The organism is Pandoraea thiooxydans, assembly GCF_001931675.1.
GTDB lineage: Bacteria > Pseudomonadota > Gammaproteobacteria > Burkholderiales > Burkholderiaceae > Pandoraea > Pandoraea thiooxydans.
In genome coordinates this window covers 1,967,819-1,981,982 of sequence record NZ_CP014839.1, presented here as the reverse complement: position 1 = coordinate 1,981,982, position 14,164 = coordinate 1,967,819, and the positions used below count along the sequence as shown (strand labels likewise).

Sequence of the window (14,164 nt, the reverse complement as noted above, 5' to 3'; positions counted from 1 at the left end):
GATCGTTATCGCCGAGCACGGAACAAGCGTGTTGCCGTGCACCGCTTCATCTATTTGGCCAGTTGTTTGCGGATCGACTGCAACTCCTTGCGGCGCGCGGCGGTGACTTGCGGATATTCCATCTTCAGATCCCTGAGCGTGTCGAGAATGATGTTGGAGACGATCAGGCGGGCATTCTCCTTGTCGTCGGCCGGCACCACGAACCACGGCGAATGCGCGGTGCTGGTCGCGCTCAGGCACTGCTCATAGGCCTCCATATAAGCATTCCAGAACTTGCGTTCCTCGATATCGGCGGTGCTGAATTTCCAGTTCTTCTGCGGTTCGTCGATGCGCGCGATAAAGCGCTTGCGCTGCTCTTCCTTGGACAGGTGCAGAAAAAATTTGACGATGCGCGTGCCGTTCAGGTGCAAGTGCCGCTCCAGATCCGTGATCGACCGATAGCGCTGTGGCCAGACCGCAGTGATATCGGCCGGGCCGTCCGGAATCCCTTCGGTACGCAAAATGTCGGGATGCACCCGGGCGATCAGCACTTCTTCATAGTATGACCGGTTGAAGATGCCGATTTTGCCGCGCTCGGGCAGATCGCGGGTGGTTCGCCACAGGAAGTCATGCTGCAATTCGGCGGCACTGGGGTGCTTGAAGCTGAACACCTGGCAGCCCTGCGGATTGACCCCCGACATGACGTGCTTGATCGCGCCGTCCTTGCCGGCCGCGTCCATGGCCTGGAAGATCAGCAAAATCGCGTGGCGGTTCGAGGCGTAGAGCAACTGCTGCAGATCGCTCAGTTCAGCCACATGCTCGGCGAGCAGCTTCTGATATTGCTTCTTGTTCTTGTACACCGGCTCGACCAAGGTGGGGCGTTGGTCGAGCCTGATCGTTTCTCCTTCCTTGACCTGAAAATCCTGCGACTTGATTTTCATCGACTATCCTCTCGGTGGCGATTGCGGCATGAGCCGTGCCTCATTACCGGCGGCATCCCCGGCGGCGGGGTCGAGTATTCGATACGCGAGCAGTTTCACACGGTCGCTGATCAGGAACCATAGTAACGCATAGCCCCACACCGCCAGCGCCCAGGCCCAGCCCAACGGCGCCATGAACAGGCCATAGACGGCAATCAGGGTTGCCGCCAACTGGGTGCCCAATACGGCCAGCAGCAGGATCGGCGCCGGCCGGGTCGACCAGAACGGCCCGCGTGTGCGGGTCAGGAAGATGGTCAGGTGTCCGGCCACCGACAGCAGCAGATACATCAGTGTCTGGACGTGCGGGCGATCGAGGTGATAGACACGATCGCCCAGATAGAACAGCCCGAATGCCGCGATCGGCCCGATCACCCCGAGCACCGTGGCGATCCCCAGAACCACGCGCATGTTCCAGGCCTCAGGCTGGTTTTTGTATCGCACGTTGTCATAGGCGATCGACAGAATCGCACCATCGTTGAGCAATGCCAGCATCACGATCATCACCGCCGTGAGCGGGTAGAAGTTGAAAATCAGGATCGCCAGCGTCATGAACAGCAACACACGCAAGGTCTCGGCGATGCGATAGATCGCGTAGTTGCTCATGCGCTGGAATATCTTCCGGCTCTCCTGGATGCCGTCGATGATGACCGACAGACCCGGCGTCATCAGGACGATCGAGGCTGCCGCGCGCGCCGCGTCGGTGGCGCCCGATACCGCGATGCCGCAATCGGCCTTCTTCAGCGCAGGCGCGTCGTTGACGCCGTCGCCGGTCATGCCGGTGATATGGCCGCGCTGCTGCAGCACGTCGACGATATGAAACTTGTGTTCGGGAAACACTTGCGCGAAGCCGTCGGCCTGCTCGATCGATTGCGCCAGCGCGTCGCTCTGCTGATGTTTGGCATCGCCAAAGCCGCTGGCGTCGAGGATATGGGTGCCGAGTCCCAGTTTGGCGGCCGTCTCGCGCGCGATTGCCAACTGGTCGCCGGTCACCATCTTGACCTGCACGCCCATTTGGCGGGCGGTGGCAATCGTTTCCCGGGCCTGCTCGCGCGGCGGGTCGAACATCGGCAGCACCCCGAGGAACTGCCAGGCCCCCTGCCCATCGCTGCGAGCCACGCCGAGCGAGCGAAAGCCGCGCCTGGCGAACTCGTTGACCGCCTCGTCGACGGCGGCGGCGACTTGCCCGGCATTCTCCGACAAGGCCAGGATCACTTGCGGCGCGCCTTTGGTCACCTTGAAGCTCTGGGCGTCGGGCCCTGCAATGGCAGCCTCGGTGCGCTTGTGCACCGGATCGAACGGTTGAAAGTGCGTCACCCGATAGCCTTGCAGGGCGTGCGCATCCTTGAGACCGCCCAGTACCGCCTGGTCGATCGTGTCGTCGTTGTCCGCGCGCGAGGCCAGCGCACCGTTGAGAATCACCTGCTCGGGCGACACACCCGCCACGCAGAACGGGTCGCCCAGGGTCAACTTGTTTTGCGTCAGCGTGCCGGTCTTGTCGGCGCACAGAATGTCGACCCCGGCCAGTTCCTCGATCGCCGCCAGACGCGTCACGATCGCTTCGCGCCTGGCCAGCAGGCGCGCACCGACCGCCATCGTGACCGACAGCACGGTGGGCATGGCCACGGGGATCGCGGCCACCGTCAGCACCAGAGCGAACTGCAGCGTGGTCAGCAGCGGATCGCCACGGTATATGGCCAGCGCAATGATCACTGCCACCAGCACGGCCGCCAGTACGATCAGGTAGTTGCCGATCCTCAATACCGCGCGCTGAAAATGGCTGACGTGGTGGGCCGCCTGCACCAACTGCGCTGTCTTGCCGAAATAGGTGCGTGCGCCAGTGCCGTAGACCAGCGCATCGATTTCGCCCTGCCGCACGATCGAGCCGGAGTACACCGCCTCGCCCGGCTCGCGGGTCGCCGGCAGGGACTCACCGGTGAGCGCGGACTGATCGACCTCGATCGGGTCGCCATCGAGCAGGCGTGCGTCGGCTGGCACGATATCCCCCAGGCGCAAGTGAATGACATCGCCTGGCACCAGTTCGCGGGCTGCCAGGCTGCTCCACTTGCCGTCCCGCTTGACCTGAGACTTGAGTGCCAGCTTGGCTTTCAGGGCGGCGATCGCGTTGCCGGCCTGATGCTCCTCCCAAAACCCGACTACCGCGTTCGACAGCAGCAGAACCAGAATGATGCCGAAGTCGGGCCAATGACGCGCCAGCGCCGAGAGGACCACGGCCGCTTCGATCATCCAGGGGATGGGCCCCCAGAAGTACATCAGGAATGCCAGCAGCGCGTTGGTTTGCTTTTCCTCGATCTCGTTCGGGCCGTACTGGGCCAGCCGCTTGCTCGCTTCGATTTGGCCAAGACCGGCGGGCGACGAGGCGAGCTTCCTTTGCAAGTCCTCCATCGCCAGCGATTTCAGATCCTCCTGCGCGCCGGCGAGGGGTTGATCGACATCTCGTTCCATGGGGTGATCCTTTGGCGTTACGCAAACGGGGCGGCGGTGCCACGCTGTCGATGAGTGACCATCTTCAACGCGCGGCGATCCAGCGCGCGACGCGCGGCCAGTGTTCCTTGAGCGTACGGGCTCCCATGAACAGGCCGATGTGTCCGCCCGGCACCACTTGCTGCACGATGTCGGCGGGCGGTGTGCCGAGATAATTGGCCGCGCCCAGCACCTGCTCCGGCGTCGTGATGTCGTCGCTCTGGCCGCCCAGCAAATAGGCGGGGCACGTAATGTCATGCAGTTTCAACTTGCGCCCGAGTCCGACGAATTCGCCCTTGGCCAGGCGGTTTTCCTTGAAGATCTCGGCGATCACCTGCAAGTACCAGCGCCCCGGCAAATCGATCGGATTTTCATACCAGCTCTCGAACGTCTCTTCCTTCTTAAGATACACCGGGTCGTCGATATGCTCGTACAGATCGATGTGGTCTTGCACGTAATGCTGCTCGGGGTGCATGTTTTTCCAGCCCTGCAACATGTATTTGCCGCGCATCAGGCCACCGCCCAGGGCGACCAATTCCTCGTAGAACGAAAGTGGCGACTGGTGAACCATGCGCTTGATCGGTCCGTTGCCGGCATCGGTGTCGATCGGTGCGCCGGCCAGTACCAGCGAGTTGACCTTGTCGGGAAAGCGCGCGGCGATCATCGCCGCGACCCAGCCTCCCTGGCACAGGCCGACCAGATTCACACGACCGCCGAGATCGTCGATCGCGACGACGATCTCGGCCAGATAATTGTCGATTTCGAGATCCTTCATGTCGGCAGTGGCTGATTTCCAGTCGGTCAGCGCGACGTGCCCGACGCCGTTGGCCAGCAGTGTTTCCACCAGGCTCTGGCCTTTGTGATAGTCGGCAATCATGGCGGTGTGGCCGGCGTGCGGCGCGTCCACCAGGGTGGGAATGCCGCCCGGCCGGCCATACTCGCGCAGCGTCATGGTGCGCAGATCGAGTCGTGCGCGGTTCGGCGTCGCGAGTTTGGGCCGCAGTTCCTCGTGGATCCTGATTTCCTCTTCGACGAACTTGAGGTTTTTCGCGTACATGGCCGCGCCCTGCTCGACCAATTGCGCAGCCATTGTCATCGGCCAGAATACCGGCACGCTGGTGAGTGCGGCGCTCGGGGGAAGTGCGGACGATTTGTCGGGGGGCGTAGCGGACATGCCGGCTCCTTAGGTATTCGAAATCAATTGCCAGGTATGGCGTGCGATCATCAAATCTTCGTCGGTGGGAATGACCCAGGCCGACGGACCGCCGCCGGGCTTCGTCAGGCGCGGCCCGCCCTCTTCGTTGGCTGCCTCGTCCAGACGCAACCCGAGCCAGGCAGCCTGCAGGCATACGCGACGCCGAATCTCGACGGCGTGCTCGCCGATGCCGGCGGTAAACACCAGCGCATCCAGGCCGCCCAACGCGGCGGCCAGAGACCCCAATTCGCGGCCGATGCGGTACACGAACAGATCGATGGCTCGCGCCGCGCGCGGGTCGTCGCTGGCCTGCAGGGTGCGCATGTCGTCGCTGATGCCGGATACGCCCAGCAGACCCGAATGGTTGTACAGAAGATCGCGGATTTGACCGGGCGTCATCCCCTTTTCTTCCATCAGGTAGAGCACGACACCAGGGTCGAGGTTGCCGCAGCGCCGCCCCATCGGCAGGCCGTCGAGTGCGGTGAACCCCATCGTGGTCACCACGCTTTGGCGGCGAATCATGCCGCACATGCTGGCGCCGGCACCGAGATGGGCGACCACGATGCGCCCCTCGGCCGCCTCGGCGCCCAGAAAGCGAGGCAGCACACCGGCGATATATTCATACGACAGCCCATGAAAACCGTAGCGGCGGATGTGCTGCGCCGTCAGCTCCTCGGGCAACGCGAAGGCGGTGGCGATGGGCGCCTGGGTATGGTGAAAGGCGGTATCGAATGCGGCGATTTGGGGCAGCGCCGGGTGCAGCTTCGCAAGCGCGGCAATGGCTGCCAGGTGATGGGGCTGATGCAGCGGTGCCAGCGGGATCAGCTCACGCAGCGCGGCAGTGACCGCCGCATCGATCCGTACTGGCGCGGTGTAGCGCGCGCCGCCATGCACCACACGGTGCCCGGCGGCGACCAGGCGATCGCTTCGAAAATGCGATTCGAGCCAGTTCAACAGGGCCGCCAACGCATCTTCGTGGGTCGCGCCTTCGGCCAGGTATTGGTCCGCCAGCGCCTGCTCGGCCTGATCGTGGGCCACGAAATGCGCCCGGTGACCAATGCCGTCGCACTCCCCCTCGCAGATCAGGCCTTGCCGGCTCGGCTGTTCATGCGCGGCAAACACAGAAAATTTGATGCTCGACGAGCCGGCGTTAAGTACCAGGATGACGTCTGTCACGAGCGGACTCCCGCGTTATGGCGCGCCAGCAACAGCGCAATCGCGCACGAGCCGAGCCTGGCCAGCGTTTTGTCGGCACGACTGGTCAGAACGATCGGCACGCGCGCGCCCAGCACGATGCCGGCGACTTCGGCCTGGGCAAGATACTCCAGTTGCTTTGCAAGCATATTACCGGCCTCCAGATCGGGCACGACGAAGATGTCGGCGCGCCCAGCCACGGGCGACACGATGTGCTTGGTTTTGGCCGCCGCCAGCGAGACGGCGTTGTCGAAGGCCAGCGGCCCGTCGAGAATGCCGCCGGTGATTTGGCCGCGGTCGGCCATTTTGCACAATGCCGCCGCGTCGAGCGTCGAGCGAATTTTCTCCGTGACCGTTTCGACTGCCGACAGAATCGCCACACGCGGCTCGGCGATACCCAGCGCATGGGTCAGATCGATGGCGTTCTGGATGATGTCCCGTTTGTCCGCCAACGTGGGGTAGATATTGATCGCGGCATCGGTCACGAACAAGGGCCGCGGATACCCTGGCGCGTCGATCGCAAAAACGTGGCTCAAACGCCGTTCGGTGCGCAGCCCGCCGGCAGCGTCGACTACCGCGTGCATCAACGCATCGGTGTGCAGCGCGCCTTTCATCAAAGCTTCGGCCCGGCCCGCGCGCACCAGCGCGACCGCGCGCGCGGCGGCCGTGGCGCCCGGCCCGCTCGGCACGATTTCGTAGCCGCCGAGATCGAGCCGCGCTTGCGCGGCGGCCGCACGAATACCATCCTCCGGGCCCACCAGCAGCGGTACGATCAGACCCGCGCGGGCGGCTTCCACGGCGCCGAGCAGCGATACCGAGTCGGTTGGATCGACCACGGCGGTCTGCAGCGGTTCGAGACCTTGCGCCATCTCGATCAGATGATGGTAGCGGCGCCCTTTTTCCTGCAGGACGACCTGCGGCAAAGCGGCACGCATACGCGAGATTTTTTCGGCCGGCGCAATCACCTCGGCCGTGCCGGTCACGACGTCGTCGTCGCACTGATTCGAGACGCGGCACGCCATCGTCACGCGACGCGTGGCGGTGTCCTTGTCGCCGACAGTCACTGTCACGGTCAGCGTGTCCCCCAACGCGAGCGGGCGATGAAAATGCAACGTTTGATCGACGTAGGTCATCCCCGGGCCGGGCAACTGTGTGCCCAGCACTGTCGAAATCAGCGCCGCGGCCCACATGCCGTGCGCGGCGCTCTGATGGAACAGATCGCTGCTGGAAAGCACATCGTCCATGCCCGCCGGGCAGGCGTCGCCGGACATCAGCGCGAAAAGTTCGATGTCCTGATGCGTCAATGTGCGCACGAGCTGCGCCGACGCGCCTGGCAACAGTTCATCGAACGTCTTGTTCTCAATCAATGTCATGACCGTACTCGTGGGCAGGGGGGGTGGCGATGGCAACACCGTGCCGCCGCCGAGCCGGGCCGGGCGTCGTCCCGAGCGCCGGGCCAAGGGAACGCAGGTCGGGCACCGGGCGCTCAGGGCACCACGGTCACCACACAGGGCGACAGGCTCACGAGTTTTTGCGCGGTGCTGCCGAGCAGCAGCGAGCTCATGTGTCCCGTGCCGCGCCGGCCGACGACGATGGCGTCGATATGCTGCTGTTGGGCTGCCTGCAGAATCGCCGGCACGATCTCGCCGCGATACGAGGCCAGGCGTGCATCCGGCACGCCCAGGGCCTGTGCCCGCGCCTTCGCCTGGGTAAGCACCTGCGCCGAGTAAGTATCGAGCAGTTCGTCGAACCACGTATGCTCGGGCAGCGTGAAGCGCTCCAGCACGGTGCCGGGCAAACCATATCCGCCGATGACGTGGACGATCAGCAGATCAGCGCCGGACTGCTTCGCCATCCTGGCGGCTTCGTCGACGGCGCGGTCGGCGCTGGCCGACCCGTCGGTCGCAACCATCAGGTGCTTCATGGACTGTCTCGCGTTCCAATGAAAAAATGTTGCAAAACTTGCCAACACCTTACGCGAGCATTGCGGCGGGCGTCTTGACAAATGTCAATGCGCTCCGGCGCGAGGGCGGCGACGCGCCCTTACAGCACGTTCAGCGGAATCTTGAGGTATGACGTGCCATTGGCTTCGGGGGGCGGAAACTCCCCGGCGCGGATGTTGACCTGGATCGCCGGCAGAATCAACACCGGCATCGCCAGCGTTTTGTCGCGCGCTTCGCGCATCGCGACGAACTCGGCCTCGCTCACCCCGTCGTGCATGTGGATGTTGCTTTGGCGTTGTGCCGCGACAGTGGCCTGCCATGCCGGGTCCCGTCCTGCCGGCGGGTAGTCGTGGCACACGAACAGCCGGGTCTGCGCCGGCATGTCCAGCAGCTTTCGAATCGACTGATATAACGCGTGGGCGTCGCCCCCCGGAAAATCGCAGCGGGCGGTGCCCACGTCCGGCATGAACAGCGTGTCGCCAACGAACACCGCATCGCCGATCTGGTATGCGACATCCGCCGGGGTATGTCCGGGCACGGCAATCGCCCTGCCCTCCAGATCGCCGATCGCGAAGGTCTCGCCATCGTCGAGCAGCCGATCGAACTGGGATCCGTCGGCGCTGAACGCCGGCTCCAGATGGAACAGCGTCTTGAACACGCTCTGCACGGTACGAATCCGGCTGCCGATGGCGATCTTGCCGCCCAGGGCGCGCCGCAGGTACGGCGCGGCCGACAGATGGTCGGCATGCGCGTGGGTCTCGAGAATCCACTGCACTTGCAGTGCGTGCTGGCCAACGAAGGCGATCACCCGATCGGCGCTCGCGGTCGTGGTGCGTCCGGCCTTGGGATCGTAGTCGAGCACCGAGTCGATGATCGCGCATTCCTTGCGCCCGTCCTGCCACACGACATAAGTTACCGTGCCGGTCACCGGTTCGAAGAAAGGTTCAACGTTGGGATGCATGCCGCGTCCTTGAGTCAGTTAAAGTATATTTAATAATAGTATATAATTTTATATATTGTTTGACCATTGTCAGGAGAACTTCCATGTCGTCACATCGTGCCACGATCGATGTCGCCGCCATGCATGCCGCCGCAGCCCAGGCGTGCAGCCTGCTCAAGGTGCTGGCCAATCCCGACCGGCTGTTGCTGATGTGCCAGCTTTCGCAGGGCGAAGCGAGTGTTGGCGAACTCGAGGAACACCTCGGCATCCGGCAGCCGACGCTGTCTCAGCAACTGGGCGTACTGCGCGAGCACGAGTTGGTGCAAACCCGCCGCGACGGCAAAAACATTTTCTACTCGATTGTCAGCAAGGAAGCGCTCGCCGTCATGGCGGTGCTCTATACGCAGTTTTGTCCCACGTCGTAACCCCGAAGGATCCAATAAGAAATGCATATCGACAATTTCACCCCCATCCCCTCCCTGGCCGGCGGACTGCTGATCGGCGCGGCGGCCGCCACACTGATACTCGTCAATGGGCGCATTGCCGGCATCAGCGGCATTCTCGGCAGAATGCTGCGATGGCCGCGCGGCGACGCGGCCTGGCAGGTCGCCTTTTTGGCCGGCATGATCGGCGCGCCGCTGCTGGCGCGCGCCTTGTCGGGCTCGACCATGCCGCTCAAGATCGATGCGGGCTGGGGCACGCTGCTGGCCGCCGGGTTCCTGGTCGGGCTCGGCACGCGCTACGCCGGCGGCTGCACCAGCGGGCATGGTGTGTGCGGCATGTCGCGCGGATCGTTGCGCTCGATCGTGGCGACGCTGACCTTCATGGCCGCCGGCGGGCTGACCGTCTTTGTGCAACGGCATGTCCTGGGAGGTTGAAATGATCGTCATCAGTGCATTGATTGCCGGCTTGTTGTTCGGCTTTGGTCTGCTGACATCGGGCATGGCCAATCCTGCCAAGGTGCAAGGGTTTCTCGACATCACCGGGACCTGGGACCCGTCGCTGGCCTTCGTGATGATCGGCGCGATCGCCGTGGGCAGCGTCGCCTTTGCGGTAGCGCTGCGCCGCAAGCAAACGCTGCTCGGGCGGCCGCTGGCCTTGCCGATCACCAACGGCATTACCGTGCGCCTGGTGCTGGGCAGCGCAGCCTTCGGCATCGGCTGGGGCCTGGCCGGATTTTGCCCGGGCCCGGCGCTGGTCGCTCTTGGCGCCGGTTACGCGAAAGCATGGGTGTTCGTCGCAGCGATGCTCTCCGGCATGGCCGTGTTCGAACTGATCGAGCAATGGCGCGCCGAGCGCCGCCAAGCACCGGCCTGCTGAACGAGTTGCCCGGCTAGATCGACGTGTGTGTCAAATAACAGATCCGAGCGTCGTTTTGCCTGGCGCGCAAGCCCGACAGTTCGTCGTCGAGTGCGTCGATATACTGTCGGGCATATTGCACTGCCCGTTGCATCGTCCGGTAGGGATTGTCGTCCGGCGCTTCGTGCGGGCCGATCTCCAGCCATTGCTCCTGCGTCTGCTCCAGCTTGTCGAGGCAGGCGCGCACCACCGCTCTGGGCACGTAACGACGCGTGTATGACGGGCGCCGAGGCCCGCCGCGCCCGACCAGACAGGCCTGCGCGCGGATCAGATAACCCTTGTAGTGCTGGGTGATGGACGTCATCTGTCAACCTCCAGGCATGTCCAGTGTGGCGATATCGCCCTGCTCGCTCGCTGCAACGCGCGGGCTCGCCCTGCGCGAGCGCACGCGCGCCCGGCGTTTTTCGGTCAAGTCGCGCGAAATGGCCTCGAGCACACCGCGCACCGCGACGTAAGCGTCTTCGTCAGCATACTCGCGCGTGATGGCCGCCGTGCCGTTGGCCATCGTCAAATGCACCCTGACCTGATACTGCCTTCCCTGATGCTGGTGCTTTTCGAGCGCTTCGATGGTTACGTGACAGCCAAGGATCTCCTGGCGGGAACGCTGCAATTTGTCGAGCTGCTTGAGCACCTCGGCGCTGACCGCGTCCGAGCTGGGAATGTTGCGAAAAATGATCTGGGTAGGTATGAGCATGGCTGAAAGACCGGTCGGACGGGGCGGATACGATGCCAGTTTGCTCCATCGGGAGTTATTCGGTATCGCTGTTTGATTCCTTTATAGGGCAACGCAATCGCGCCCCTTATGACATTGGTCAAATAACGCGAATTAATCCCGGCCGTCCCCGGCAAAGGCGCTTGCCTATCGTTTGCGTTTTGTCAAAACGCCGGCGACTGCACCTGCCATGCTTTTTCCGTAGTTGCCCACACAAGCCCTTCAACGCATCCATGCTCCCAGCCGGGAGGACGAGGTTATGATGAAAGCATTGATCTATCGAGGCCCAGGCGAACTCGCCCTGGAAGAGCGCCCTCACCCCGAGCTTTACGCGGCGACCGACGCCATCGTCAAGGTCACCAAAACGACCATTTGCGGCACCGATCTGCACATTCTCAAAGGCGACGTCCCGACCTGCGCACCGGGGCGCATACTCGGACACGAGGGGGTCGGGATCGTCGAACAGGTCGGCACCGGCGTCACGGCGTTCATGCCGGGCGACCCGGTGCTGATCTCGTGCATCTCGTCGTGCGGCAAATGCGCGGCGTGCCGCAAGGGCATGTATTCGCATTGCGAGACCGGCGGCTGGATTCTCGGCAACCGCATCGACGGCACGCAGGCGGAATACGTTCGCATTCCTCACGCCGACACGAGCCTCTACCGGATTCCACCCAACGCGGACGAAGAAGCGCTGGTCATGCTCAGCGATATTCTGCCGACCGGCTTCGAGTGCGGCGTGCTCAACGGCAAGGTGCAGCCAGGCAACACGGTGGCAATCGTCGGCGCCGGGCCGATCGGGCTGGCTGCGCTGCTGACCGCCCAGTTCTACTCGCCGGCGCAGTTGATCGTGATCGACCGCGACACCTCGCGGCTCGAGGTGGCGCGACGGTTCGGCGCGAGCGCTACGATCGACCCCGATCAAACCGATCCGCTCAAGGAAATTCAACGCCTGACCGGCGGCGCGGGCGTCGATACCGCGATCGAGGCGGTAGGCGTGCCGGCTACCTTTCAATTGTGCGAGGAAATCGTCGCGGCGGGCGGTGTAATCGCCAATGTCGGCGTGCATGGCGTCAAGGCGGATTTGCACCTGGAGAAGTTGTGGGATCGGAATATCGCGATCACCACGCGTCTGGTGGATACCGCCTCCACGCCGATGCTGCTCAAGACCGTGCAGGCCGGCAAGCTCGATCCGCTCAAGCTGATTACCCATCGCTTCAAGCTGGACGAAGCACTCGAGGCCTACCGCACCTTCGGCCAGGCCGCCGCCACTCAGGCGCTGAAAGTGATCATCACGCCATGACGGTTCCACTTTCCAGGCTGCGCGCCGGATAAAAAAATCGCCGCAAAGACCTGCGGCGATTTTTTTGTGTGCGACCCGATTTCGATGCGTCGGTCCTTCAGTGCGATATCAGGATCGGCGTGGTCATGTAGCGCAGCATAGTGCGGGTGACGCCGCCGAGCATCAACTCGCGCAGGCGGCCGTGGCCATACGCGCCCATGACCACCAGATGGGCTTCCATTTCCTCGGCTTGCGAGAGCAGCAGCACGCCGTCGCTGCTGTCGGTGTCCTCGTCGAAACGACGGGTCTGCGCGGTGATCTGGTGACACGCCAGCAAGCCGGCCAGGGCCTCGGCCGACGACTCGCCGCCTGTCTCGGGACGATTGATTTCCAGGATCGTTACCTCGGAGGCGCACAGCAGCAGCGGCAACGCGTCGGCGACGGCGCGACGCGCTTCACGGCTGTCGTTCCAGGCAATCAGCACGCGGTCCAGGCGTTCCGGCAGCGTAACCCGGGTCGGGACGATCAGCACCGGCACGCCCGACGAGAAAACCACCGTCTCGAGCGCATTCATGTCGAGTCCGGCATGCGCGTCGTCCGGGTCGTATTGGCGTGCGATCAGCAGATCTGCGTTGCGCGCCGCATGCAACGCCGCTTGCGCGGCGACGCCTTCGGGCGCGCTCCAGGTATAACGCACGTCGACGCGCTCGCATTGCGCGATGAATCGTTCCTTCATGCTGATTTCGTGCGGCCCCCCGTGGCTGGTGTCGGATCCACCGAGCGGCACGGACACGGCCATGTCGGCCGCGAACACCACCTCTCGCACCGGCGACACGAGATAGAGCCCGGTGAGGCGAGCGTCGTGCTGCGCCGCAAGTTTTGCCGCCAAGGTCAGCCGTTGCTGGCAATGGGGACTGTCGTCAAGATGAACGCAAATATTTTTGTACAGCATGGCAGCTCTCGTGGCTTGGACTGACCGGGCGGAAATTCGCCCTTGTGATGAATGATCGCCGAAGCCGCCAGGTTTGCCATGATCTGCGTCAAGCGCAGTAATTTCAACCGTATTCAACACGCTGGCGCGGCATGCCCGCTGGCGCGCCGGCATGTCGGCTCATGGCATTTGCAGCACCGCGGCGCCGGTGATGCGCCCCGCGCGCAGATCGTTCAGCGCTTCGTTGGCGAGCTCCAATGCATACCCGGTTGCCTCGATCTCGAGCGGTATCTGAGCGGCCAGGCGCATCAGCGCGATACCGTCGGTGCGGGTCAGGTTGGCCACCGAGCAAATGCGCCGCTCGCCCCACAGACGTTCATAGGCAAACGCAGGAATATCGCTCATGTGGATGCCGCCGCACACGACGATGCCGCCCTTTCTGACGTGACCGAGCGCGAGCGGCACCAGCGCGCCGACCGGCGCGAACAGCAAGGCCGCGTCGAGCGCCTCCGGGGGCGGCTGGTCACTGCCGCCGGCCCATACTGCGCCCAGGCGCCGTGCCAGCGCCTGCGCGGCACCGTCGCCGGGGCGCGTAAAGGCGAATACCTGACGCCCCTCGTGCCGGGCAATTTGAGCGACGATATGCGCGGCCGCACCGAAGCCGTAGAGTCCAACGTTGCGCGCGTCGCCCGCCATGCGCAACGTGCGATAACCGATCAGGCCGGCGCACAGCAGCGGCGCGGCCGTCAGATCGGTGTAGCGCTGCGGCAAGTGAAAGCAGTATCGCGCGTCGGCCACCGCGCGGGTCGCATAACCGCCATTGACGGTATAGCCGGTGAATTCGGCATGGTCGCAAAGGTTTTCCGCGCCGCTCAGGCAATAGCGGCAATGGCCGCAGGTATGAGCCAGCCACGGCACGCCGACGCGGTCGCCGAGCTCGAAGCCGCTCACGCCCTGGCCGATGCCGGCCACCGTGCCGACCACCTCGTGCCCAGGGATCAGCGGCAGCTTCGGGTGATTCAGTTCGCCATCGACAATGTGCAAATCGGTGCGGCAAACGCCGCAGGCACGCACGTCCAGCAGCAGTTGCCCGGTGCCGGGCCGCGGATCGCTCAATTCGGTCAGGCGCAGCACCGGGCTGCGGCCGTCGAACAGCATCGCCAGCATGATC

Annotated in this window: 15 protein-coding genes; 4 read left to right on the top strand and 11 right to left on the bottom strand. The window is 63.9% G+C overall.

Going from position 1 to position 14,164, the window contains the following annotated elements:
• Positions 1 to 50 precede the first annotated feature (50 nt).
• From PATSB16_RS09150 to PATSB16_RS09120, 7 genes are all read right to left on the bottom strand, one after another.
• Positions 51 to 920 carry an ADP-polyphosphate phosphotransferase gene (locus tag PATSB16_RS09150; RefSeq protein ID WP_047213859.1) on the bottom strand — a complete coding sequence of 290 codons (870 nt, stop codon included), beginning with the start codon at positions 918 to 920 and terminating at the stop codon, positions 51 to 53.
• A 3-nt stretch (positions 921 to 923) separates the two neighbouring features.
• Positions 924 to 3,422, bottom strand: a complete 2,499-nt coding sequence (locus PATSB16_RS09145; RefSeq protein ID WP_047213858.1) for a plasma-membrane proton-efflux P-type ATPase — start codon at positions 3,420 to 3,422, stop codon at positions 924 to 926.
• Positions 3,423 to 3,486: 64 nt separating this feature from the next.
• Positions 3,487 to 4,614: an alpha/beta fold hydrolase gene (locus tag PATSB16_RS09140; RefSeq protein WP_047213857.1), complete on the bottom strand. Its 1,128-nt coding sequence runs from the start codon at positions 4,612 to 4,614 to the stop codon at positions 3,487 to 3,489.
• Positions 4,615 to 4,623: 9 nt separating this feature from the next.
• On the bottom strand, positions 4,624 to 5,811 hold the full coding sequence (locus PATSB16_RS09135) for an acetate/propionate family kinase (RefSeq protein ID WP_047213856.1): 1,188 nt from the start codon (positions 5,809 to 5,811) through the stop codon (positions 4,624 to 4,626).
• Entirely contained in the window at positions 5,808 to 7,202 is a 1,395-nt protein-coding gene (locus PATSB16_RS09130; protein WP_047213855.1) for a bifunctional enoyl-CoA hydratase/phosphate acetyltransferase, read from the bottom strand. Before PATSB16_RS09130 ends, PATSB16_RS09135 begins: the two co-directional genes overlap by 4 nt.
• Positions 7,203 to 7,315: 113 nt before the next feature.
• A complete protein-coding gene (locus PATSB16_RS09125) occupies positions 7,316 to 7,753 on the bottom strand; it encodes a universal stress protein (RefSeq protein WP_047213854.1) in 438 nt (145 codons plus the stop codon).
• Between the two features lie 119 nt (positions 7,754 to 7,872).
• Positions 7,873 to 8,733, bottom strand: a complete 861-nt coding sequence (locus tag PATSB16_RS09120) for an MBL fold metallo-hydrolase (RefSeq protein WP_047213853.1) — start codon at positions 8,731 to 8,733, stop codon at positions 7,873 to 7,875.
• Positions 8,734 to 8,816: 83 nt separating this feature from the next.
• On the opposite strand from PATSB16_RS09120, the gene PATSB16_RS09115 reads away from it, so the two are divergent.
• From PATSB16_RS09115 to PATSB16_RS09105, 3 genes are read left to right on the top strand one after another with little or no spacing between them, the layout of a single operon-like run.
• A complete protein-coding gene (locus PATSB16_RS09115) occupies positions 8,817 to 9,137 on the top strand; it encodes an ArsR/SmtB family transcription factor (RefSeq protein WP_047213852.1) in 321 nt (106 codons plus the stop codon).
• Positions 9,138 to 9,158: 21 nt separating this feature from the next.
• On the top strand, positions 9,159 to 9,590 hold the full coding sequence (locus tag PATSB16_RS09110) for a YeeE/YedE family protein (protein WP_047213851.1): 432 nt from the start codon (positions 9,159 to 9,161) through the stop codon (positions 9,588 to 9,590).
• Position 9,591: 1 nt separating this feature from the next.
• Positions 9,592 to 10,032: a YeeE/YedE family protein gene (locus tag PATSB16_RS09105; protein ID WP_047213850.1), complete on the top strand. Its 441-nt coding sequence runs from the start codon at positions 9,592 to 9,594 to the stop codon at positions 10,030 to 10,032.
• 13 nt (positions 10,033 to 10,045) lie between these two features.
• Here the strand turns inward: PATSB16_RS09105 and PATSB16_RS09100 are convergent, their stop codons facing one another.
• Together PATSB16_RS09100 and PATSB16_RS09095 are read right to left on the bottom strand one after the other, a co-directional pair.
• The gene (locus tag PATSB16_RS09100) at positions 10,046 to 10,375 is read right to left on the bottom strand and encodes a hypothetical protein (protein WP_047213849.1); all 330 of its coding nucleotides are present in this window, start codon (positions 10,373 to 10,375) and stop codon (positions 10,046 to 10,048) included.
• Positions 10,376 to 10,378: 3 nt separating this feature from the next.
• Positions 10,379 to 10,765, bottom strand: coding sequence for an HPF/RaiA family ribosome-associated protein (locus tag PATSB16_RS09095; protein WP_052892636.1), 387 nt, complete (start codon positions 10,763 to 10,765; stop codon positions 10,379 to 10,381).
• 280 nt (positions 10,766 to 11,045) lie between these two features.
• Here PATSB16_RS09095 and PATSB16_RS09090 point away from each other — a divergent pair, with 280 nt between their 5' ends.
• Positions 11,046 to 12,083 (top strand): zinc-dependent alcohol dehydrogenase family protein, encoded by a 1,038-nt coding sequence (locus PATSB16_RS09090; RefSeq protein WP_047213848.1) that lies wholly within the window; start codon positions 11,046 to 11,048, stop codon positions 12,081 to 12,083.
• Between the two features lie 97 nt (positions 12,084 to 12,180).
• Here the strand turns inward: PATSB16_RS09090 and PATSB16_RS09085 are convergent, their stop codons facing one another.
• Entirely contained in the window at positions 12,181 to 13,014 is an 834-nt protein-coding gene (locus PATSB16_RS09085; RefSeq protein WP_047213847.1) for a universal stress protein, read from the bottom strand.
• 159 nt (positions 13,015 to 13,173) lie between these two features.
• Complete coding sequence (locus PATSB16_RS09080) at positions 13,174 to 14,160, bottom strand: zinc-dependent alcohol dehydrogenase family protein (RefSeq protein ID WP_047213846.1); 987 nt, start codon at positions 14,158 to 14,160, stop codon at positions 13,174 to 13,176.
• Between the last annotated feature and the right edge of the window lie 4 nt (positions 14,161 to 14,164).